The organism is Pararhizobium sp., from assembly GCF_965279435.1.
Taxonomy (GTDB): Bacteria; Pseudomonadota; Alphaproteobacteria; order Rhizobiales; family Rhizobiaceae; genus Pararhizobium.
Genome location: NZ_CBDIHY010000003.1, coordinates 989,332 through 1,009,396 on the forward strand (window position 1 = coordinate 989,332; position 20,065 = coordinate 1,009,396).

Annotated in this window: 19 protein-coding genes; 1 reads left to right on the plus strand and 18 read right to left on the minus strand. The window is 60.8% G+C overall.

The genetic code is table 11. The features are described from left to right. Positions 1 to 2: 2 nt before the first annotated feature. Positions 3 to 1,028: a cell division protein FtsZ gene (gene ftsZ, locus ACQY8Q_RS10310; RefSeq protein WP_428426496.1), complete on the plus strand. Its 1,026-nt coding sequence runs from the start codon at positions 3 to 5 to the stop codon at positions 1,026 to 1,028. Between the two features lie 41 nt (positions 1,029 to 1,069). Here the strand turns inward: ftsZ and ACQY8Q_RS10315 are convergent, their stop codons facing one another. The 18 genes from ACQY8Q_RS10315 to sdhD all read right to left on the minus strand — a co-directional run bounded on the left by ACQY8Q_RS10315 (position 1,070) and on the right by sdhD (position 20,060). After that, on the minus strand, positions 1,070 to 2,338 hold the full coding sequence (locus tag ACQY8Q_RS10315; protein ID WP_428426497.1) for a CHASE3 domain-containing protein: 1,269 nt from the start codon (positions 2,336 to 2,338) through the stop codon (positions 1,070 to 1,072). A 117-nt stretch (positions 2,339 to 2,455) separates the two neighbouring features. Continuing rightward, entirely contained in the window at positions 2,456 to 2,953 is a 498-nt protein-coding gene (locus ACQY8Q_RS10320; RefSeq protein ID WP_428426498.1) for a DUF2867 domain-containing protein, read from the minus strand. 119 nt (positions 2,954 to 3,072) lie between these two features. Next, positions 3,073 to 4,479, minus strand: coding sequence for a dihydrolipoyl dehydrogenase (lpdA, locus tag ACQY8Q_RS10325; protein WP_428426499.1), 1,407 nt, complete (start codon positions 4,477 to 4,479; stop codon positions 3,073 to 3,075). Positions 4,480 to 4,502: 23 nt separating this feature from the next. Beyond that, entirely contained in the window at positions 4,503 to 5,261 is a 759-nt protein-coding gene (locus ACQY8Q_RS10330; protein ID WP_428426500.1) for an SDR family oxidoreductase, read from the minus strand. Then, positions 5,258 to 5,752, minus strand: coding sequence for a hypothetical protein (locus ACQY8Q_RS10335; RefSeq protein ID WP_428426501.1), 495 nt, complete (start codon positions 5,750 to 5,752; stop codon positions 5,258 to 5,260). The genes ACQY8Q_RS10330 and ACQY8Q_RS10335 overlap by 4 nt, the downstream gene beginning before the upstream one ends. 2 nt (positions 5,753 to 5,754) lie before the next feature. Continuing rightward, complete coding sequence (locus ACQY8Q_RS10340; protein WP_428426502.1) at positions 5,755 to 6,396, minus strand: LysE family translocator; 642 nt, start codon at positions 6,394 to 6,396, stop codon at positions 5,755 to 5,757. 28 nt (positions 6,397 to 6,424) lie between these two features. Next, positions 6,425 to 6,838, minus strand: coding sequence for an MAPEG family protein (locus ACQY8Q_RS10345; protein ID WP_428426503.1), 414 nt, complete (start codon positions 6,836 to 6,838; stop codon positions 6,425 to 6,427). Positions 6,839 to 6,850: 12 nt separating this feature from the next. Continuing rightward, positions 6,851 to 8,092 (minus strand): 2-oxoglutarate dehydrogenase complex dihydrolipoyllysine-residue succinyltransferase, encoded by a 1,242-nt coding sequence (gene odhB, locus ACQY8Q_RS10350; protein ID WP_428426504.1) that lies wholly within the window; start codon positions 8,090 to 8,092, stop codon positions 6,851 to 6,853. Between the two features lie 75 nt (positions 8,093 to 8,167). Continuing rightward, a complete protein-coding gene (locus ACQY8Q_RS10355) occupies positions 8,168 to 11,164 on the minus strand; it encodes a 2-oxoglutarate dehydrogenase E1 component (protein WP_428426505.1) in 2,997 nt (998 codons plus the stop codon). Between the two features lie 168 nt (positions 11,165 to 11,332). Then, positions 11,333 to 12,235 (minus strand): succinate--CoA ligase subunit alpha, encoded by a 903-nt coding sequence (gene sucD, locus ACQY8Q_RS10360; RefSeq protein WP_428426506.1) that lies wholly within the window; start codon positions 12,233 to 12,235, stop codon positions 11,333 to 11,335. Further along, the gene (locus ACQY8Q_RS10365) at positions 12,235 to 12,546 is read right to left on the minus strand and encodes a hypothetical protein (RefSeq protein ID WP_428426507.1); all 312 of its coding nucleotides are present in this window, start codon (positions 12,544 to 12,546) and stop codon (positions 12,235 to 12,237) included. Before ACQY8Q_RS10365 ends, sucD begins: the two co-directional genes overlap by 1 nt. Positions 12,547 to 12,557: 11 nt before the next feature. Next, positions 12,558 to 13,751 (minus strand): ADP-forming succinate--CoA ligase subunit beta, encoded by a 1,194-nt coding sequence (gene sucC, locus ACQY8Q_RS10370; RefSeq protein WP_428426508.1) that lies wholly within the window; start codon positions 13,749 to 13,751, stop codon positions 12,558 to 12,560. Positions 13,752 to 13,797: 46 nt separating this feature from the next. Next, on the minus strand, positions 13,798 to 14,760 hold the full coding sequence (mdh, locus tag ACQY8Q_RS10375; RefSeq protein WP_428426509.1) for a malate dehydrogenase: 963 nt from the start codon (positions 14,758 to 14,760) through the stop codon (positions 13,798 to 13,800). Between the two features lie 195 nt (positions 14,761 to 14,955). Continuing rightward, positions 14,956 to 16,110, minus strand: a complete 1,155-nt coding sequence (zapE, locus tag ACQY8Q_RS10380; RefSeq protein WP_428426510.1) for a cell division protein ZapE — start codon at positions 16,108 to 16,110, stop codon at positions 14,956 to 14,958. 65 nt (positions 16,111 to 16,175) lie between these two features. Continuing rightward, positions 16,176 to 16,721 (minus strand): protease inhibitor Inh/omp19 family protein, encoded by a 546-nt coding sequence (locus ACQY8Q_RS10385; RefSeq protein ID WP_428426511.1) that lies wholly within the window; start codon positions 16,719 to 16,721, stop codon positions 16,176 to 16,178. A 315-nt stretch (positions 16,722 to 17,036) separates the two neighbouring features. Beyond that, positions 17,037 to 17,816, minus strand: a complete 780-nt coding sequence (locus tag ACQY8Q_RS10390; RefSeq protein ID WP_428426512.1) for a succinate dehydrogenase iron-sulfur subunit — start codon at positions 17,814 to 17,816, stop codon at positions 17,037 to 17,039. Between the two features lie 12 nt (positions 17,817 to 17,828). Next, positions 17,829 to 19,673, minus strand: a complete 1,845-nt coding sequence (gene sdhA, locus ACQY8Q_RS10395; RefSeq protein WP_428426513.1) for a succinate dehydrogenase flavoprotein subunit — start codon at positions 19,671 to 19,673, stop codon at positions 17,829 to 17,831. Positions 19,674 to 19,679: 6 nt separating this feature from the next. Beyond that, the gene (gene sdhD / locus ACQY8Q_RS10400; RefSeq protein ID WP_426233471.1) at positions 19,680 to 20,060 is read right to left on the minus strand and encodes a succinate dehydrogenase, hydrophobic membrane anchor protein; all 381 of its coding nucleotides are present in this window, start codon (positions 20,058 to 20,060) and stop codon (positions 19,680 to 19,682) included. Positions 20,061 to 20,065 lie beyond the last annotated feature (5 nt).

Consider the following 20,065-nt stretch of genomic DNA (forward strand, 5'->3'; position numbering starts at 1 on the left):
AGATGACAGAAATCAAGAAACCCGTGATTTCGGAAATGAGACCGAAGATCACTGTCATCGGCGTCGGCGGCGGCGGCGGCAATGCCATCAACAACATGATCACCGAGGGCCTCGCGGGCGCAGAATTCGTCGCTGCCAACACCGACGCACAGGCGCTGACCATGTCGAAGGCGACCCGCCTGATCCAGCTCGGCGCACAGGTGACCGAAGGTCTCGGCGCCGGATCGCTGCCGGACGTCGGCCGCGCCGCAGCCGAAGAATCGATTGACGAGATCATGGATCATCTCGGCGGCACGCATATGTGTTTCGTCACCGCCGGCATGGGCGGCGGCACCGGTACCGGTGCAGCCCCCGTCATTGCACAGGCCGCCCGCAATGCCGGCATCCTGACGGTTGCCGTCGTCACCAAGCCGTTCAGCTTCGAGGGCAAGCGCCGCATGCAGTCGGCCGAGGAAGGCATCGAGCGGCTGCGTGAAGCCGCCGACACCGTCATCGTCATTCCCAACCAGAATCTCTTCCGCATTGCCGATGCCAAGACCACCTTTGCCGATGCCTTCGTCATTGCCGACCGCGTTCTCTATTCCGGCGTCGGCTGCATCACCGACCTGATCGTCAAGGAAGGCCTGATCAACCTCGACTTCGCCGACGTCAAATCGGTGATGAAGGGCATGGGCCGTGCGATGATGGGCACCGGCGAAGCCAGCGGCGACGGCCGTGCCTCGAAGGCCGCCGAAGCGGCAATCGCCAATCCGCTGCTCAGCGAAGTGTCGATGAAAGGTGCCAAGGGCGTGCTGATCTCGATCTCAGGCGGTTCCGACATGACGCTGTTCGAAGTCGACGAGGCAGCGACCCGCATCCGCGAGGAAGTCTATGAAGACGCCGACATCGTTGTTGGTGCGATCTTCGACAAGAGCCTTGATGGTGTATTCCGCGTTTCCGTCGTTGCCACCGGCCTCGACGGCCAGGCTGCGGGCGCCGATACCGGCGCAATCGCCGCTCAACTGGCACAGATGCGCACACTGCAATAAGCGCATTCAGGCGCGACGCCGGTCACCCGGCGTCGCGTCCCTCACGTCAGTATCCCGGCAACTTCGGCTGCCGGATCAAACCGCACCCGGAAGGCGCTGACCGGATGGGCGATATTCTTGACCTTGAGAAATCCTAGGTCATCGAAACTCAGGTGCCGCTGCTTGCGGATATGATCGCGCACCGCGCGTGAAATGCAGATGCCGCCGGGATCCGCCATCGGCTCCAGCCGGGCCGCCACATTGACCGTATCGCCGAACACATCCCCATCCTGTACGATGACATCGCCAACATTGATGCCGATGCGGAACATCAGGTGCTGTTCCTCCGGCAGGTCGCCATTATCGGCCGCGATCGCCCCCTGGATTTCCACCGCACAATCGATAGCCGACAGGGCGCTGGCAAAGGCGACAAGCACGCTGTCGCCCGCCGTGGTGACGATACTGCCGCTGTGGCTGGCAATGATCGGATCGATGCGATCGCGCACCTCTTTCAGCCGCGACAGGGTCTGCGCCTCATCGCCCTCCATCATCCGGCTGTATCCGACAACATCGGCCGCCATGATCGCGAGCAGTTTGCGATCAAGCTGCTGCAGCAGTTCATCGCGCGACGCTTCCGCCGATCGGGCACGCCGCAATGTGGCACGCACCGCGATCACGCCCATGAGGGCGGTCAACAGCGCCAGCCCGATCACCATCATCTCCAGCACAAACCCGGCGCGCCGCGCCTGATTGGCCCGCACGGTCATCAGACCCTCTTCTTCCCTGCGCATGCGCTCCAGAACGTCGCGCACCCCGTCCATCAGGACTTTGCCCTGACCGTTACGCAGCACGGAGATGGCCGCCGCCTCATCGCCGGCACGGCGCCGCTCGACGGTCTGGCGCAGCTCTGACAGTTTTTGCGTGGTCAAGGATCGCAGCACGGCGATATTGCCGTCCTGGCGGCGATTGTCAGAAACCCCGGTTGCGAGGCTTTCGACGCTGGCACCGATCGCGCTGACGGCCTTGTCATAGGGCTCCAGATAGAAGGGATCGCCGGTCAAAAGGTAGCCGCGCTGGCCGATTTCCGCATCTTGAAGCTGGGATTGCACGACGGAGATCAGGCGTTCGTTGTGAACCGTGCGCGCGACGGCCTCGTCGGCCTCCTGCCCCTTCTTGGACACCCAGAAGGACGCGCCAAGGAGCAGGATAATGAACACCGCAACACCAACCGTTATCAGCCGCAGGTTCTGCCCCGCCTCGTAGCTGATACGCCGGATGACCGTCGAGGTTTTTCGGCCGGAGAGTTTGGGCGCGCTGAAATCGGATGCCACGAATACCTGCCTTGGGCCACCGGCACCGGTTGCGCCGCCAAGGAATAATGGCGCGCGACAGCGGTTTTACAAGGGCAGGGTAACAGGCAATATGAGAATATCCTGCAGCCGGAAACGTCAGCGCATCGCCATCCCCGGACGGGCAAGCCGCGCCAGCATCGTCTTGACGATCAGCCGGTGAAACGGTGTTATGACGGCGATGTAGATCTTGCCCATCAGGATTTTGCGGTGCACCAGCGTCGTCACACTGACCCTTTGGGCAAGCTCGCCCGCCTGGCGAACGTCGACGACAATGCGGAAATCCAGATGGGTATCGTCAAAGCCGAGCACAGCCCGTTCGCTCGACTGCGAAATGACGGGAAAAAAGCCGATCATCTCCGCCTTTCCGCCCGGACTGGCACCTGAGCCCTTGAGGCCGAAGGGGCTAACAATGGCATTTCGCACCCACATCAGAGCGCGCACCCAGGCCGGAAAATCACCCAATGCCCTCTTGGCCGCAGAGATGGCGGTGGTCGCCTGACCGGGCACCAAAAGTTCGTAGCAATCCGCCCAATCGGCCAGAGGCAGTGCCGGATGCGGCAGGGTGACCGGAACTGTGTGGGGGCGTTGGGGCATAGACGGCACTCCTTGAATGCGCCGATCCTAGACCGTGCGCTCAGGAGCCGCAAAGGGGCCGATTGTCACGGCCCCCTCATACCAAGTCTCTCTCATCGAGACTTGGTATTACAGGCTTCTTACATATGGATCGGCTTGAAGAAGGTGGCGAGTGCCGCTTCCTTCACCGCTTCCGACATGGTCGGATGCGCATGGCAGGTGCGGCCGAGATCTTCCGAAGAGCCGCCAAATTCCATCAGAACGGTGATTTCGTGGATCATTTCGCCGGCGCCGAAGCCGACGATGTGACCACCGAGAACCCGGTCTGTTTCCTTGTCGGCAAGGATCTTCACGAAACCGTCGGTCTGCAGCATGGCGCGGGCCCGGCCATTGGCAGTGAACGGGAACTTGCCGACCTTGTAAGCGATGCCTGCAGCCCTCAGCTCTTCCTCGGTCTTGCCGACGGAAGCGACTTCCGGCTGAGTGTAGACGACGCTCGGGATGACGTCATAGTTCACGTGACCAGCCTGGCCGGCGATGATCTCGGCGACGGCAACACCTTCGTCTTCTGCTTTATGGGCCAGCATCGGGCCGCGCACGACGTCACCGATGGCATAGATGCCGGGAACGCTGGTGAGGAAATGACCGTCGATCTCGACGCGGCCGCGCTTGTCCATCACCACGCCGGCCTTGTCAAGGCCGAGGCCATCAGTGAACGGCTTGCGGCCGGTGGCGATCAGAACGACATCGGCGTCGATGGTCGCAACATCGCCACCCTTGACCGGCTCGTACGTCACCTTGGCGCCCTTGCCGGACTTTTCAACGCCGGTCACCTTGGCGCCGAGTTTGAAATCGATGCCCTGCTTGGCCAGCATGCGCTGGAACTGCTTGGAGACTTCGCCGTCCATGCCGCCCAGAATGGTGTCGAGATACTCGACGACTGTGACCTTGGCGCCGAGACGCGACCAGACAGAGCCGAGCTCAAGCCCGATGACGCCGCCGCCGACCACGACCATGGTCGCCGGAACCTTTTCCAGCGCCAGACCGCCGGTGGACGAGATGATGATCGTCTCGTCGATTGCGACCTCGACACCCGGAATGCCGGCAACATCGGAACCGGTGGCAATGACCACGTTCTTGGTCTCGATGATCTGCTCTTCACCCTTGTCGTTGGTGACGGAAACCTTGCCTTCGCCGAGCACCTTGCCGGTGCCCTGGAAGGCATCGATCTTGTTCTTCTTGAACAGGAAGGCGACGCCATCAACGTTGGATTTGACCGTCGCGTCCTTGTGGGCAAGCATTTTGGAGAGGTTCAGCTTGGGGGCGGAAACTTCAACGCCGAGCGCATCGATGCCGTGGCCGGTCTGATGGAACACTTCCGACGCATGCAGCAGCGCCTTGGAAGGAATGCAGCCGATGTTGAGGCAGGTGCCGCCGTAGGTGGCGCGCTTTTCGATAACACCGACCTTGAGGCCGAGTTGCGCTGCCTTGATGGCGCAGACATAGCCGCCGGGGCCGGTACCGATAACGATGAGATCATAAGCCATGGAAAAGTCCTTCCTGAGAGCGGCTAGCGTCCGCCGCTGACGTTGAGAATGGCGCCCGTTACATAGGACGACGAAGGGGAAAGCAGATAGAGAACGGCATCGGCGACCTCTTGCGCGGTGCCCGGCCGTTTCATGGGAATGGTGGGTCCGAGTTCGCGGGCGCGGTCGGGAAGCCCGCCGGACGCGTGGATATCCGTATCGATGACGCCGGGGCGCACCGCGTTAACGCGGATGCCGTCCGAGACGACTTCGCGTGCCAGGCCAACGGTGAAGGTATCGATCGCCCCTTTGGAAGCGGCATAATCGACATATTGCCCAGCCGCACCGAGCACGGCCGCCATCGAGGAAACATTGACGATGACACCGCCCTTGCCGCCGTGACGCACCGACATACGCCGGACCGCCGCAGCAGCGCAGAGGATCGAACCGGAAACATTGACGCGCAACATGCGCTCCAGCCGATCCGGCGTGACCTCATCGATCCGTGTTGGCGGTCCGACGATGCCGGCATTGTTGACCAGACCGTCGAGGCGGCCGAACGCCTTGTCCACCGCCGCAAAAATGGCCGTAATCCCGGCCGCGCTGCCGACATCGCCTTCAACCGCAATGGCCGTGCCGCCCTCTGCTTCAATCGCGGCCACGACTGCGTCGGCGGCAGGGCGGTTGGAGGCATAGTTGACGGCAACCGCCCAACCCTGTTCACCCGCCGACCGGCAGATGGCGGCACCGATGCCGCGGCTGCCGCCAGTAACCAGCAGAACGGGCCTGTCATTGTGCGTCATTGGCCGCATCCCTTGAAAGTCAGAGCATCCCAGGGGGCGACTGTCGCCTTGCCCCAGATCGATGAATTGCGGATCGCCGGGCCAAAATCGGGGAGCAATACCTGCGAAGCGGCTTCCAGACCTTCCACCGGCAGTGAAGCCACCTTGCCGTCAGCCCCGACGGAATAGATCACGCCCTGCCAGACGGTGCAGGCGGCGATGTCGTCGCCGGTGACGTCGCCTTCGGGGCAATTGTTCATGATCATGCCATTGGCACGCACGGGCTCGTCCGATTGCATGACGATGCCGTCAAGCACCAGATCTGTCTTGGCGATCTTCACCTTGAAATGATTGCTGGTGGCAGCACTGGCCGAGCCCACCGGCTCGAAATGCAGTTCATAGGCCCCGTCGGCATCGCCATAGATTGCCCGTTCTTGAAGACAACTGGCAGCAACTGCCGGCGATACCGTCAGCAATGCGCTTAAGGCCGATATGGTAACGGCAAGACGCATGCTCAGGCAGCCTTTTCGGTGGCGAGCTTCAGGCCAAGCGCAATGAAGACCAGGCCGCTGGCGCGGTCGATCCACTGGCTGGCGCGCGAAAAGGCGGCGCGCATCTTCGGCGTCGTCATGAACAGGCTGACACCGACAAACCAGAGGATCAGGCAGCCGGCCATCACCAGGCCATAACCGAACTTGACCATGATCGGCGTGTGGGCGCTGACCACAGTCGAGAAGATCGACAGGAAGAAGAACACCGGCTTCGGGTTCAAGGCATTGGCGGCAAAACCGAGCCCAAACGCCTTCAACCCCGACTGACGCTTTTCACCGGTCTGCATGCCTTCAGCCTGCGCCGTCATGTCGGTCTTGCCAGCCCGCAGAGACTTGATGCCGATATAGAGAAGGTAAGCGACACCGCACCATTTGACGATATTGAACAGGTAGATCGACTGCGAAATCAACAGGCCGAGGCCAAGGATCGTATAGGTCACATGGAACATCAGCGAGGTGCCGACGCCAAACGACGTGATGACGGCCGAGCGGCGGCCATTGACGATCGACTGGCGCATGACCATGGCAAGGTCTGCCCCGGGCGAAACGATGGCGAAGGAAAAAATGGCCATCAGGGAGGCGAGTTCGAACAGATAGGGATGCACGGCACTCTCCGTTTATCGCTGTGGGACGTCAGAAAACCAGCGTCGCAACCATGATGAGGAGCCCGGCAAGCGAACCGAGCCAGATGAGCGAGCGGACATAGGGAATACCCGCCAGATACAGCGGAATATAGATGATCCGGCAGACAAGCCAAGTCCATGCGCCGACCAGGCCCCAGCCGGTGAGGTCACCGGTGATCGCCAATGCCAGCGTCAACCCGACGAAGGCCGGATAGGTCTCGCGGAAATTGGCCGATGCCCGTGCCGCCCGTCCGGCCAGCGTGCCGGAGGGTTTCTTTTCCTGGTCGCGCGGACCGGCATTCCATGCCGATCCAAGTTCGAGTGTCGCGGAAAAACCCTGCAGCCCGACGTGGAACACGAGCAGCGCCACGCTCCATGCGAGGAGCGTAACGAAGGGCGATACCGCCAGTGCTGCCGTGTCCATGCTTACTGTTCCTTACAGATCGAGAACGAGGCGTTCCGGATCTTCCAGGCTTTCCTTGACGCGCACGAGGAAGGTCACCGCTTCCTTGCCATCGACGATGCGGTGGTCATAGGAGAGCGCCAGATACATCATCGGACGGATGACGATCTGGCCGCCGACGACAACCGGACGGTCCTGGATCTTGTGCATGCCGAGAATGCCCGACTGCGGTGCATTCAGGATCGGCGAAGACATCAGCGAACCGTAGACACCGCCATTGGTGATCGTGAACGTACCACCCTGCATGTCGGCCATGGAGAGCGCTCCATCGCGGGCAAGCTTGGCGAGACGGCCGAGATCTTTCTCGACTTCGGCGATCGACATCTCGTCGGCGTCACGGATAACCGGAACGACCAGACCCTTGTCGGTACCGACAGCCATGCCGATGTGGCAGAAGTTCTTGTAGATGATGTCGGTGCCATCAATCTCGGCGTTGACCGAAGGAATTTCCTTCAGGGCATGCGTTACCGCCTTGGTGAAGAAGCCCATGAAGCCGAGCTTGACGCCGTGCTTCTTCTCAAAGATGTCCTTGTATTTGGTGCGCAGCGCCATCACCGCGCTCATGTCCACCTCGTTGTAGGTGGTGAGCATGGCTGCCGTGTTCTGCGCATCCTTGAGGCGCCTGGCGATCGTCTGGCGCAGGCGGGTCATCTTGACGCGCTCTTCGCGCGGCGCATCCTCGGTCGATGACGGACCGCGCGACACGGCCTTGACCGGCTCGGATACGGCCGGTGCCGAAATGCCCTTGGCAACAGCAGCGATGACATCGCCCTTGAGAACCTGGCCGCGCTTGCCGGAGCCATCGACCTGTTCGGCCGAGAGGTTGTTTTCAGCCAGCATCTTGGCAGCGGCAGGTGCTGCCGGCATGGCGGAGGCGACCGGCGTTGCGGCCGGTGCAGCAGCGACGGCGGCAGGGGCCGGTTCGGCGGCCTTCTTTTCAGCAGCAACTGGTGCAGCAGCAACGGCTGCTCCTGCAGCGCCAGCAGCGATGTTGCCGAGCAGCGCGCCGAGACCGACGGTCTCGCCCGCAGCAGCAACGATTTCCGACAGGACGCCGGCAGCAGGAGACGGCACTTCGATCGTCACCTTGTCGGTTTCAAGCTCAAGCAAGGGTTCGTCGATCTTGACGGTATCGCCAACCTTCTTGAACCAGGTACCGATAGTGGCTTCGCTGACGGATTCGCCCAGAGTGGGAACGCGGATTTCTGTGGCCATGATATTTTGTCGTCCGTTGATCGGGTGTCTGTTTCTAGTGAGGCAAAAGAGGGAGGCCTTTCAGCCTCCCATGTTTCAGCCCCCGAGGGCGTCTTCGAGGAATGCGGCAAGCTGCGCGAGATGCTTGGACATCAGGCCCGTCGCCGGAGAGGCGGCAGCCGGACGGCCGGTGTAGCGCACCCGCTGGTACTTCGCATCGATATGGGCAAGCACCCATTCCAGATACGGGTCGATGAACGACCAGGCGCCCATGTTCTTCGGCTCTTCCTGGCACCAGACCATTTCGGCATGGCGGAAGCGCGAGAGTTCGTTGATCAGCGCCTTGGCCGGGAACGGATAGAGCTGTTCGACGCGCAGCAGATAGACATCGTCGATGCCGCGCTTTTCGCGCTCTTCCAGCAGATCGTAATAGACCTTGCCGGTGCAGAGCACGACGCGACGGATCTTGGCGTCCTTCTGCAGCTTGATCGGACCGTCCTTGATGACCTCGGCATCGTCCCACAGCAGACGGTGGAACGAGGTTTCGCCAGCCATTTCCGACAGCGAAGAGACGGCGCGCTTGTGGCGCAGCAGCGACTTCGGCGTCATCATGATCAGCGGCTTGCGGAAGTCGCGCTTCGTCTGCCGGCGCAGGATGTGGAAATAGTTCGCCGGTGTCGTGACGTTGGCGACCTGCATATTGTCTTCGGCGCACATCTGCAGCCAGCGCTCGAGGCGGGCCGAGGAGTGCTCCGGACCCTGACCTTCATAGCCATGCGGCAGCAGGCAGACGAGACCAGACATGCGCAGCCACTTGCGTTCGCCCGACGAGATGAACTGGTCGAAGATGACCTGTGCACCGTTGGCGAAGTCCCCGAACTGGGCTTCCCAGAGCGTCAGCGCATTCGGACGGGCCAGCGAATAGCCGTATTCGAAACCAAGCACCGCTTCTTCCGACAGCATCGAGTTGATGACTTCGTAACGGGCCTGGGTCGGCGCCAGATTGGCAAGCGGAATGTAGCGGTCTTCGGTCTCCTGATCGTAGAGAACCGAATGGCGCTGCGAGAACGTACCGCGTTCGCAATCCTGGCCCGACAGGCGGATCTTGGTGCCTTCGACGCAGAGCGTGCCGAAAGCCAGCGCTTCCGCCATCGCCCAGTCGATGCCTTCACCGGTCTGGACCATGTTGGCCCGGCCGTCCATGAAGCGCTGGATGGTCTTGTGGGCGTTGAAGCCAGCCGGAACTTCGGACAGCTTGCGGCCAACATCCTTCAGCACCTTCATCGGCACCGAGGTCTTGCCGCGGCGCTGCTCATCCTGGTTGTCGGCAGCGCGAAGCCCCGACCAGACGCCGTCCAGCCAGTCGGCCTTGTTCGGCTTGTAGGACTGCCCCGCCTCGAACTCCTGCTCCAGGCGCGCGCGCCAGTCGGCGCGCATCTTTTCCAGTTCGCCTTCGGAGATCAGGCCCTCGGCGATCAGGCGTTCGCCATAGACCTGAACGACCGTCTTGTGGGCGCGGATGACCTTGTACATCTTCGGCTGCGTGAACGATGGCTCATCGCCTTCGTTATGGCCAAAGCGGCGATAGCAGAACATGTCGACAACGACCGGCTTGTGGAACTTCATCCGGAATTCGGTGGCGATCTTGGCGGCGTAGACGACCGCTTCCGGATCGTCGCCGTTGACGTGGAAGATTGGCGCTTCGATCATCTTGGCAACGTCGGACGGATAGGGCGACGAGCGCGAGAAAGCCGGATTGGTGGTGAAGCCGATCTGGTTGTTGATGATGAAATGCACGGTGCCGGCAACGCGGTGACCGCGCAGGCCCGACAGGCCGAGGATTTCAGCGGTGACGCCCTGGCCGGCAAAAGCAGCATCGCCATGCAGCAAAAGCGGCATGACCTGCGCCCGCTCGGACAACGGAATGACGTCGCCTTCGAAGATCTTCGCCATCTGGTCCTGCTTGGCGCGGGCCTTGCCCATGACGACAGGATTGACGATTTCCAGATGCGACGGGTTGGCTGTCAGCGACAAGTGTACCTTGTTGCCGTCGAACTCCCGGTCAGAAGAAGCACCCAGGTGATACTTCACATCGCCGGAGCCTTCGACATCGTCCGGAGCGGCAGAGCCGCCCTTGAACTCATGGAACACCGCGCGGTGCGGCTTGCCCATGACGTTGGTCAAGACGTTCAGACGGCCGCGATGGGCCATGCCGAGGATGATTTCCTTCAGGCCTTCCTGGCCGCCGCGCTTGATGATCTGTTCGAGTGCAGGGATCAGCGATTCACCACCGTCGAGGCCGAAACGCTTGGTGCCCTTGTACTTGACGTCGATGAACTGCTCGAAGCCTTCAGCCTCGATCAGCTTCTGCAGGATGGCCTTCTTGCCTTCCGGCGTAAAATCGACGCCCTTGTCCGCACCCTCGATGCGCTCCTGGATCCAGCCTTTGATCTCCGGATCGGAGATGTGCATGAACTCGACACCCAGCGTCGAGCAATAGGTGCGCTCGAGGATATCGACGATTTCGCGCAGGGTGGCATATTCCAGGCCCAGCACGTTATCGATGAAGATCGGGCGGTCCATGTCTTCCGGGCCGAAGCCGTAGTTCGATGGCGACAGCTCGTGATAATCATCGACAGGTGCTGCAATCGCCAGCGGGTCGAGCTTGGCATGCAGGTGGCCGCGCATGCGGTAGGCGCGGATCAGCATGATGGCGCGCACGCTATCGCGGGTCGACCGGTGAACGTCGGCTGGCGCTGCGGCCACGCCGGTGACGACGGCCTGTGCCTCGGCCTTCGCCTGAACCTTCTTTTCGATGACCTTTTCGACCGTGCCCCAGTCGCCGTCCAGCGCCGAAACCAGATCGCCGCTGGCTTGGATCGGCCAATGCGGCTTCTTCCAGGACGCGCCCTTGGCGGCCTTGATCACGTCTTCAGGCTGCTCCTGCAGCGCCTTGAAGAACGACTGCCATTCGCCGGAGACCGACGACGGATCGTTTTCGTAGCGCGCATAGAGCTGATCGATATAGCCGGCATTCGCTCCGTCGAGGAACGAGGTCAGCTGAAATTGCTCGTTGGCTTCTTGCCGTGCCATGGTGTTCTGCGGACCTGTCCGTCCGCCTCCTGACTTGTTAACTCTGCCGGGTGTGGGCCCCGGTAAACCGCATTTTCAAAAGCGCTAGACGCGCCTTCACGTCATCAGATGGTGCGGACCGGGCCAACCGCAATGGCAAGCCCGGTCACGTTATCGGTGTGTACCGTCTCAGCCCTTGAGGACTTCGACCAGCGTCTTGCCGAGGCGTGCCGGCGACGGCGAGACCCGGATACCGGCCGATTCCATGGCCGCGATCTTGTCTTCAGCACCACCCTTGCCACCGGAAATGACGGCACCGGCATGACCCATGGTGCGGCCTTCAGGAGCCGTGCGGCCAGCGATGAAGCCGACCATTGGCTTCTTGCGGCCGCGCTTGGCTTCGTCCTTGAGGAACTGCGCCGCGTCTTCTTCCGCCGAGCCGCCGATTTCGCCGATCATGATGATCGACTTGGTTTCGTCGTCTGCCAGGAACATTTCCAGCATGTCGATGAACTCGGTGCCCTTGACCGGGTCGCCGCCGATGCCGACAGCCGTCGTCTGGCCGAGGCCTTCGTTGGTCGTCTGGAACACGGCTTCATAGGTGAGGGTGCCGGAGCGCGAGAGAACGCCGACCGAGCCCTTCTTGAAGATGGAGCCTGGCATGATGCCGATCTTGCATTCGTCCGGCGTCATGACGCCCGGGCAGTTCGGGCCGATCAGGCGCGACTTAGACTTGTCGAGGCGGGCCTTGACCTTGATCATGTCGGCAACCGGGATACCCTCGGTGATGCAGACGATCAGGCCGATTTCAGCTTCGATGGCTTCGAGGATCGCAGCCGCAGCACCCGCCGGTGGCACGTAGATCACCGATGCGTCGGCGCCGGTCTGCTCCTTGCCTTCGGCAACGGTTGCAAAGATCGGCAGGCTTTCGCCCTTTGAACCCGTCCAGTTGGTGCCGCCCTTGGAAGGGTGGATACCGCCGACCATCTTGGTGCCGTGGTAAGCAAGCGCCTGCTCGGTATGGAAGGTGCCGGTCTTGCCGGTCAGACCCTGAACCAGGATCTTCGTGTCTTTGTTGATGAGAATGGACATTAGTGTGTGGACTCCGATCCGAGTTTTCCCGCAACACCGGCGCGCAAGATCGATGCGACGCTCAAGGTAGCGGCCATAAGCCAAAAAAAGCCGATCAAATAAGCTGTTCCAGTAGCGCCGATACATTCGCTTTCGTTGACGACGCATGAAGCGTTAACGCTATGCGTTAGTACCCAGACGCCACCAGCCAAAGCGAACGCTGACAAGCTGATCGAGAATGCGCGACCGAGCCCGAATCTCTCCGCCACGGCAATGCCAATCATCAACGCCGGGGGCGCGACGATAACAAGCCAGAACGGGAGATCGGCCACGGTCACAGTTCTCAGCCCTTCACAGCTTTGACGATTTTCTGGGCGGCATCATCGAGGTCGTCTGCGGAAATGACATTGAGACCCGATTCATTGATGATTTTCTTGCCCAGCTCGACATTGGTGCCTTCGAGGCGAACGACGAGCGGAACCTGCAGACCGACTTCCTTGACGGCTGCAATCACGCCTTCGGCAATGACATCACATTTCATGATGCCGCCGAAGATGTTGACCAGGATGCCCTTCACGGCCGGATCGGCAGTGATGATCTTGAAGGCAGCCGTGACCTTTTCCTTGGAAGCGCCACCGCCGACATCGAGGAAGTTCGCCGGCTCTGCGCCGTAGAGCTTGATGATGTCCATGGTTGCCATGGCAAGGCCGGCACCGTTGACCATGCAGCCGATATTGCCGTCGAGGGCAACGTAAGCGAGGTCATACTTGGACGCTTCGATTTCCTTGGCGTCTTCTTCCGAGGTGTCGCGCAGGGCAACAATGTCTTCATGACGGAACAGCGCGTTACCGTCGAACGAGACCTTGGCGTCGAGAACGCGCACGCGGCCGTCCTTCATGACGATCAGTGGGTTGATCTCAAGCAGCGCCATGTCCTTTTCGACAAACGCCTTGTAGAGGATCGGAAACAGCTTTTCGGCATCGGCCTTGGCTTCGCCTTCGAGCTTCAGCGCCGAGGTCAGGGCAGCAAGGTTTGCAGCCGTGACGCCTTCGACCGGATCGATCGCGACGTTGATGATCTTTTCCGGCGTGTCATGCGCAACGGTTTCGATGTCCATGCCGCCTTCAGTGGAAACCACGAAGGAGACCTGGCCAACGGCACGGTCGACCAGCAGCGAAAGGTAAAGCTCGCGCTCGATGTCGGCGCCGTCTTCGATGTAGAGACGGTTGACCTGCTTGCCGGCGTCGCCGGTCTGCTTGGTCACCAGCGTGTTACCGAGCATTTCCTTGGCATGTGCCTTGGCTTCTTCGATCGAGAAAGCCAGGCGAACACCGCCCTTGGCATCCGGGCCGAGTTCCTTGAACTTGCCCTTGCCGCGGCCGCCAGCATGGATCTGGCTCTTGACGACATAGAGTGGGCCCGGAAGCGACTTTGCCGCCGCTTCGGCTTCATCGGCGGAGAAGATGGCAACACCTTCCGCAACCGGTGCGCCAAAGGTCTTCAACAGAGCCTTGGCTTGATATTCATGAATGTTCATCGGGAAATTTCCTGTTTAAGCCTGATGGCAATACCGGGAGGCGCTCTTACTTGAGGCTCGGTGCGATGGCGATGCAGGCTTCGCAAAGGCTCGCCACCGAAGCGACGGACTTTTCGAAGGCTTCCTGCTCGGCCTTGTTGAGGTCGATCTCGATGATGCGCTCGATGCCGCCGGCACCGATAATCGTCGGAACGCCGACATACATGTCCTTGACGCCGTACTGGCCGGACAGATAGGCGGCAGCCGGAAGCACGCGCTTCTTGTCCTTGAGGAAGGATTCAGCCATTTCGATCGCCGAGGCAGCCGGGGCGTAGTAAGCCGAACCGGTCTTCAGCAGACCCACGATTTCGGCGCCGCCGTCGCGGGTGCGCTGGATGATTTCTTCGAGGCGCTCCTTGGTGACCCAGCCCATCTTGACCAGATCGGTCAGCGGAATGCCGCCAACGGTCGAGTAACGGGCAAGCGGCACCATAGTGTCGCCATGGCCGCCGAGAACGAACGCGGTGACGTCCTGGACGGAAACGTTGAATTCCTGAGACAGGAACAGGCGGAAGCGCGAGCTATCGAGCACGCCGGCCATGCCGACGACCATGTTCTTCGGCAGGCCTGAGAACTTCTGCAGCGCCCAGACCATCGCGTCGAGCGGGTTGGTGATGCAAATGACGAAGGCGTTCGGGGCATACTTCTTGATGCCGGCGCCGACCTGTTCCATGACCTTGAGGTTGATGCCGAGCAGATCGTCGCGGCTCATGCCCGGCTTGCGGGCAACACCGGCGGTGACGATGCAGACATCGGCGCCTTCGATTGCGGAATAGTCGCTGGCACCCGTCAGGTTGGCGTTGAAGCCTTCGACGGGAGAGGACTGAGCGATATCGAGACCCTTGCCCTGCGGAATGCCGTCGGCAATGTCGAACAGGACGATGTCGCCCAGTTCCTTCAGGCCGGCGAGATGCGCCAGCGTGCCACCAATCATTCCAGAACCAATAAGTGCGATCTTGTTGCGCGCCATGAAAGTGCTTCCTTTGCGATCCAAATCTGACAAGGCCTGACGTGGCGCATCCAAGCGCGAGCGATGGCAAACCTTCGGCGCAAGGAATTAAACTTCAAAAACTAAAATATCAACTGATACTTTTGCATAGAGCAATTTCAATCGGTTAGATCATAAAATTCTTACGTAAACGTAAGATAATACGTCGTCAATGTGTCATGAAACAGCGGAATTTGCGTGGTGGTTTGCGGCATATTCCTTGCTCTGCAGCTCGATCAGGCGCGACACCGTACGGTCGAACTCAAAGCCCTCGGTGCCTTTTTTCGCCGTCAGCAGATCAATCGGTGCGGATGCCGCCGAGGCAAACAGCCGGGCGCCGTGATCGTAGATCGTGTCGATCAGCATGATGAAACGCTTGGTCTCGTTGCGCCGCTCAGGCCCAAGATGCGGAATATGCTCAACGAAGATCGTCCGGTAATGCGAGAGAATGGCGAGATAATCGGCAGCACCAAGCGGTTTTTCGCACAGGTCGGCAAACGGGAACCGTGCGCATTCACCGGCAGCCATGGGCACGACGATCTTGCGCCCCTTGAAGGCTACCTCTGAAGAATTGACCGTCAAACCCGCTGTTGCCAATTTCCAGGCATTGTCGAGTTCGGCATCGGCTTGCGGTCCCAGCGGCGACGACCAGACCGGCAGGCCTTCGATCTTCGCCAGCCGATAATCCGTCGTGGTATCCAGCGGCACGACATCAGTATGCGCTTTCAACAGATCGACGAACGGCAGGAACAGGCCGCGATTGAGACCATCCTTGTAGAGATTGCCCGGCTCGACATTCGATGTCGCCACCAGCACGCAGCCCTTGGAAAACAGCTCGCCGAACAGCCGCGACAGGATCATCGCATCGGCAATATCGGTCACGGAAAATTCGTCGAAGCACAGCAGACGGGCTTCGGCAAAAATCTCCGCCGCCACCGGCGGCATCGGATCGGCCTGGCGCGTCTCGCCGTTCTTCAGCTTCTGCCGGTGCTTGAAGATGCGCTCATGCACATCGGCCATGAATTCGTGGAAATGCGCGCGGCGCTTGCGCTGGATCGGCACCGTCTCGAAGAACAGGTCCATCAGCATGGTCTTGCCACGCCCGACACCGCCATAGAGATAAAGCCCCTTCAGCGGCGGATGCTCGTTCTTGCGCGAGGCAAACAGCCAGCCGAGCGCATTCGACTTGCGCTGGGCGCGGCTGGCCGCCAGTTCCGAGGAAAGATGATCGAGGCGCTTGGCGATGACCAGTTGCGCCGGGTCACGCGACAGCGTTCCCGCCACGATCATGGCTTCGAGTTTTCGCGAAATACTGTCTTGTGGATTGGGCACGCGCTTTACCGGTCTGGTGTCGGAAACGACGGCAAGAAAAAACCCGGCTGATGCCGGGCTGATGATTAGCGGCTGAGGCTGACCGACTGGCCGCCATTGGTCGAGCCGTCGAAACGCGAATCGGCTGTCTTGAACAGGCGGGCGAGCGGATTGCCGTTGCGATCCTTGAGCACGACCTGCTTGCCGGCCACTTCCCAGGAGCCCATCGCCGTCAGTTCGCCGGCGCAACCGCGTGTACCGCCGCGCGAGCCACTGCCGAGATTGGTGAGCGTCAGGAACATGTCGCAGGAGGCACCGGCATTCGAAACACGCCAGTTGCCGACCATTGATTCCTTGGTGACGTCAAGCGCATTGGTCGCTGCTGCAACCTCAGTACCGCCAGGCGCCGTAACGCCGCCAACTGCGGCCGTGCCACTGACAGGGGCTGCCGGAAACTGCGAGGTATCGCCGGGTGCTGCAAGCTGGCCGGACGAGACAGTCGGCACAGGCTGCGCCTGCACCGGAGCCGGAGACATGGTGTTGTTGCTACCGAAATCGGTCATGGACGTCCTCTGACATCCAGCCAGCGCCAGCACCACGGCCAGTCCCGCCACCGCATGTATTGTCCGCATGTTTTTGCTCCCGATCATCTCTGCTATCGCGTTGTCCTGGGGAATATAGGCGGAATTAGCTTAAAACTAACTTTAAAATCAAGATGGCGCTGATTCTTTGAGACTGTGGCATGATTGAAACGGTTCCCGTCCTGCCCCGTCAGGTTGACCGTTGGTACCAATGGCGCTCCAGATACCAATCACCGGCGAATGCCGATACCGAAGTTATGCCGCAGTGCGAAAGTTTCAATTTCCATCGCCTGTATTTTCGCGAGCCGGGGAAATGAAAACGCCGGGCAAGCCCGGCGTTTTCAAAAGATAAAATCTCTCAATCCATTAGACGCGGCGTTCGACCATCATCTTCTTGATCTCGCCAATGGCCTTGGCGGGGTTCAAACCTTTCGGACAGGTCTGGGCGCAGTTCATGATGGTGTGGCAACGATAGAGGCGGAAGGGGTCTTCCAGATTGTCGAGGCGTTCGCCCTTGGCTTCATCGCGACTGTCGATCAGCCAGCGATAGGCCTGCAACAGCACGGCCGGACCGAGATACCGGTCGCCATTCCACCAGTAGCTGGGGCAGGAGGCGGAACAGCAAGCGCACAAGATGCACTCGTAGAGACCGTCAAGCTTCTGGCGGTCCTCGTGGCTCTGCTTCCATTCCTTCGCCGGTGTCGGCGAAACCGTCTTCAGCCACGGCTCGATCGAACGGTGCTGGGCGTAGAAGTTGGTGAGGTCCGGCACCAGATCCTTGACGACAGGCATATGCGGCAGCGGGTAGACTTTGACCGTGCCCTTCACCTCGTCCATGCCCTTGGTGCAGGCCAGCGTGTTGGTGCCGTCGATGTTCATGGCGCAGGAGCCGCAAATGCCTTCGCGGCAGGAGCGGCGCAGCGTCAGCGTCGGGTCGATCTTGTTCTTGATATAAAGCAGTGCATCGAGAACCATCGGCCCACAATCGTCAGCATCGATAGTGAACGTGTCGATCGACGGGTTCTTGCCGTCGTCCGGGCTCCAGCGATAGATGCGGAGCTCGCGGGTGTTGGTGGCACCGGCCGGCTTCGGCCAGACCTTGCCTTCCGTCATCGTCGAGTTTTTGGGGAGAGCGAGTTCAACCATGGATCATTCTCCTCAGTACACGCGTGCCTTGGGCTCGATCTTTTTCGGATCGATGCCCGGCTGCAGAAGTTCGGTGTGAACCGGGCGGTAGTCGAGGCGGACTTCGCCGGCCTCGTTCACCCAGGACAGCGTATGCTTACGCCAGTTGACGTCGTCGCGGCCGGCAAACGGGCCATCGACAAAATCCTCGCGCGCATGGCTGCCACGGCTTTCCTTGCGGGCTTCGGCGCCATAGACCGTGACGATGGCGTTGGCCATCAGATTTTCCAGTTCCAGCGTTTCCACCAGATCGGAATTCCAGATCATCGAACGGTCCGTGACCTTGACGTCGCTCAGTTCATTCCAGATCGCGCTCATCCGCTTGCAGCCGCTCTCAAGCGATTCCTGCGTGCGGAACACGGCGGCGTCGTCCTGCATGGTGCGCTGCATCTTTTCGCGCAGCACGGCAGTCGGCGTCGAGCCATCGGCATAACGCAGCTTGTCGAAGCGCGTTATGATCTTTTCGCAGGCCTTTTCGTTGATCGCCGGGATCGGCGAAGCGCGGTCGATGACTTCGCCGGCGCGGATCGCGGCAGCGCGGCCGAAGACCACCAAATCGATCAGCGAGTTGGAGCCGAGGCGGTTTGCCCCGTGCACCGAGGCGCAACCGGCTTCGCCAACGGCCATCAGGCCCGGCAGGACGCGCTCGGGATTTGCACCGTCGGCGTTCAGCACTTCGCCCCAATAGTTGGTCGGAATGCCACCCATGTTGTAATGAACGGTCGGCAGAACCGGGATCGGCTCGCGCGTTACATCGACACCGGCAAAGATCTTGGCGCTCTCGGAAATGCCCGGCAGGCGCTCGTGCAGAACGGCCGGATCGAGATGGTCGAGATGCAGGTAGATATGGTCCTTGTTCTTGCCGACGCCGCGGCCTTCGCGGATTTCCAGCGTCATGCAGCGGGAAACCACGTCACGCGAGGCAAGGTCCTTGGCCGAGGGTGCGTAACGCTCCATGAAGCGCTCGCCTTCGGAATTGACCAGATAACCGCCTTCGCCGCGTGCACCTTCAGTGATCAGGCAACCCGAGCCGTAGATGCCGGTCGGGTGGAACTGGACGAACTCCATGTCCTGCAGCGGCAGGCCGGCGCGCGCCACCATGCCGCCACCGTCGCCGGTGCAGGTATGGGCGGAGGTGGCCGAAAAATAGGAGCGGCCATAACCACCCGTGGCCAGAACGACCATCTTGGCGGAAAAACGATGGATCGTGCCGTCGTCGAGGTTCCAGGCAACAACGCCGGTGCAGCGGCTGCCGTCATCCGACATGATCAGGTCGAGCGCGAAATACTCGATGAAGAATTCGGCATTGTGCTTTAGCGACTGGCCATACAGCGTGTGCAGGATGGCGTGGCCGGTGCGGTCGGCGACGGCGCAGGTGCGCTGCACCGGCGGCCCTTCGCCATAATTCTGCATGTGGCCGCCGAACGGCCGCTGGTAGATCTTGCCCTCGGCATTGCGGGAGAAGGGAACGCCGTAATGTTCCAGCTCGTAAACCGCTTTCGGGGCTTCCATGGTCAGATACTGCATGGCATCGACATCGCCGAGCCAGTCGGAACCCTTGACCGTATCGTAGAGGTGCCACTGCCAGCTATCCGGCGTCATGTTGGTCAGCGATGCGGCAATGCCGCCCTGGGCTGCGACCGTGTGCGAGCGCGTCGGGAAAACCTTGGTGATGCAGGCCGTCTTGAAGCCCTGTTCGGCCATGCCGAGCGTGGCGCGCAGTCCGGCGCCGCCAGCGCCGACGACGATCACGTCATAAGCATGGTCGACATAGTCATAGGCGTGACCGTTGATGAGCGGCGAGGAAGTGGGTGCCATTTTGAATTACCCTGCAAACGCGATCTTCAGGATGGCGAAAAGACAGAGCCCGCCAACTGCGATCGCAAAAAACGTATTGAGCATGACGAGGACGATCTTGGCGCCTTCGTTGTGGACATAGTCCTCGATGACGATCTGCATGCCGAGCTTCATGTGGATCAGGCCGGAGATCACCACCAGCCCCATGACCACCGCCACGAAGGGGTTCGACAAGGCAACGACGACCTCTGCATAAGGGGCGCCGGCATATTTGATCAGGAACAGCACGAAGAAGATGATCAGCGGCACATTGGCAACGGCCGTCAGCCGCTGGCGCCAGAAATGATCGGTGCCTTCCTTGGCTGAACCGAGGCCGCGAACCTTACCGAGGGGAGTACGCATATCCATGGAAT

Excerpts from the sequence above, each read along its gene's own strand:
- ftsZ (WP_428426496.1), top strand. The coding sequence starts at position 3 with ATGACAGAAATCAAGAAACCCGTGATTTCGGAAATGAGACCGAAGATC.
- ACQY8Q_RS10320 (WP_428426498.1), bottom strand. The coding sequence starts at position 2,953 with ATGCCCCAACGCCCCCACACAGTTCCGGTCACCCTGCCGCATCCGGCA.
- lpdA (WP_428426499.1), bottom strand. The coding sequence starts at position 4,479 with ATGGCTTATGATCTCATCGTTATCGGTACCGGCCCCGGCGGCTATGTC.
- ACQY8Q_RS10330 (WP_428426500.1), bottom strand. The coding sequence starts at position 5,261 with ATGACGCACAATGACAGGCCCGTTCTGCTGGTTACTGGCGGCAGCCGC.
- ACQY8Q_RS10335 (WP_428426501.1), bottom strand. The coding sequence starts at position 5,752 with ATGCGTCTTGCCGTTACCATATCGGCCTTAAGCGCATTGCTGACGGTA.
- ACQY8Q_RS10345 (WP_428426503.1), bottom strand. The coding sequence starts at position 6,838 with ATGGACACGGCAGCACTGGCGGTATCGCCCTTCGTTACGCTCCTCGCA.
- odhB (WP_428426504.1), bottom strand. The coding sequence starts at position 8,092 with ATGGCCACAGAAATCCGCGTTCCCACTCTGGGCGAATCCGTCAGCGAA.
- ACQY8Q_RS10355 (WP_428426505.1), bottom strand. The coding sequence starts at position 11,164 with ATGGCACGGCAAGAAGCCAACGAGCAATTTCAGCTGACCTCGTTCCTC.
- sucD (WP_428426506.1), bottom strand. The coding sequence starts at position 12,235 with ATGTCCATTCTCATCAACAAAGACACGAAGATCCTGGTTCAGGGTCTG.
- sucC (WP_428426508.1), bottom strand. The coding sequence starts at position 13,751 with ATGAACATTCATGAATATCAAGCCAAGGCTCTGTTGAAGACCTTTGGC.
- mdh (WP_428426509.1), bottom strand. The coding sequence starts at position 14,760 with ATGGCGCGCAACAAGATCGCACTTATTGGTTCTGGAATGATTGGTGGC.
- ACQY8Q_RS10385 (WP_428426511.1), bottom strand. The coding sequence starts at position 16,721 with ATGCGGACAATACATGCGGTGGCGGGACTGGCCGTGGTGCTGGCGCTG.
- ACQY8Q_RS10390 (WP_428426512.1), bottom strand. The coding sequence starts at position 17,816 with ATGGTTGAACTCGCTCTCCCCAAAAACTCGACGATGACGGAAGGCAAG.
- sdhA (WP_428426513.1), bottom strand. The coding sequence starts at position 19,673 with ATGGCACCCACTTCCTCGCCGCTCATCAACGGTCACGCCTATGACTAT.
- sdhD (WP_426233471.1), bottom strand. The coding sequence starts at position 20,060 with ATGGATATGCGTACTCCCCTCGGTAAGGTTCGCGGCCTCGGTTCAGCC.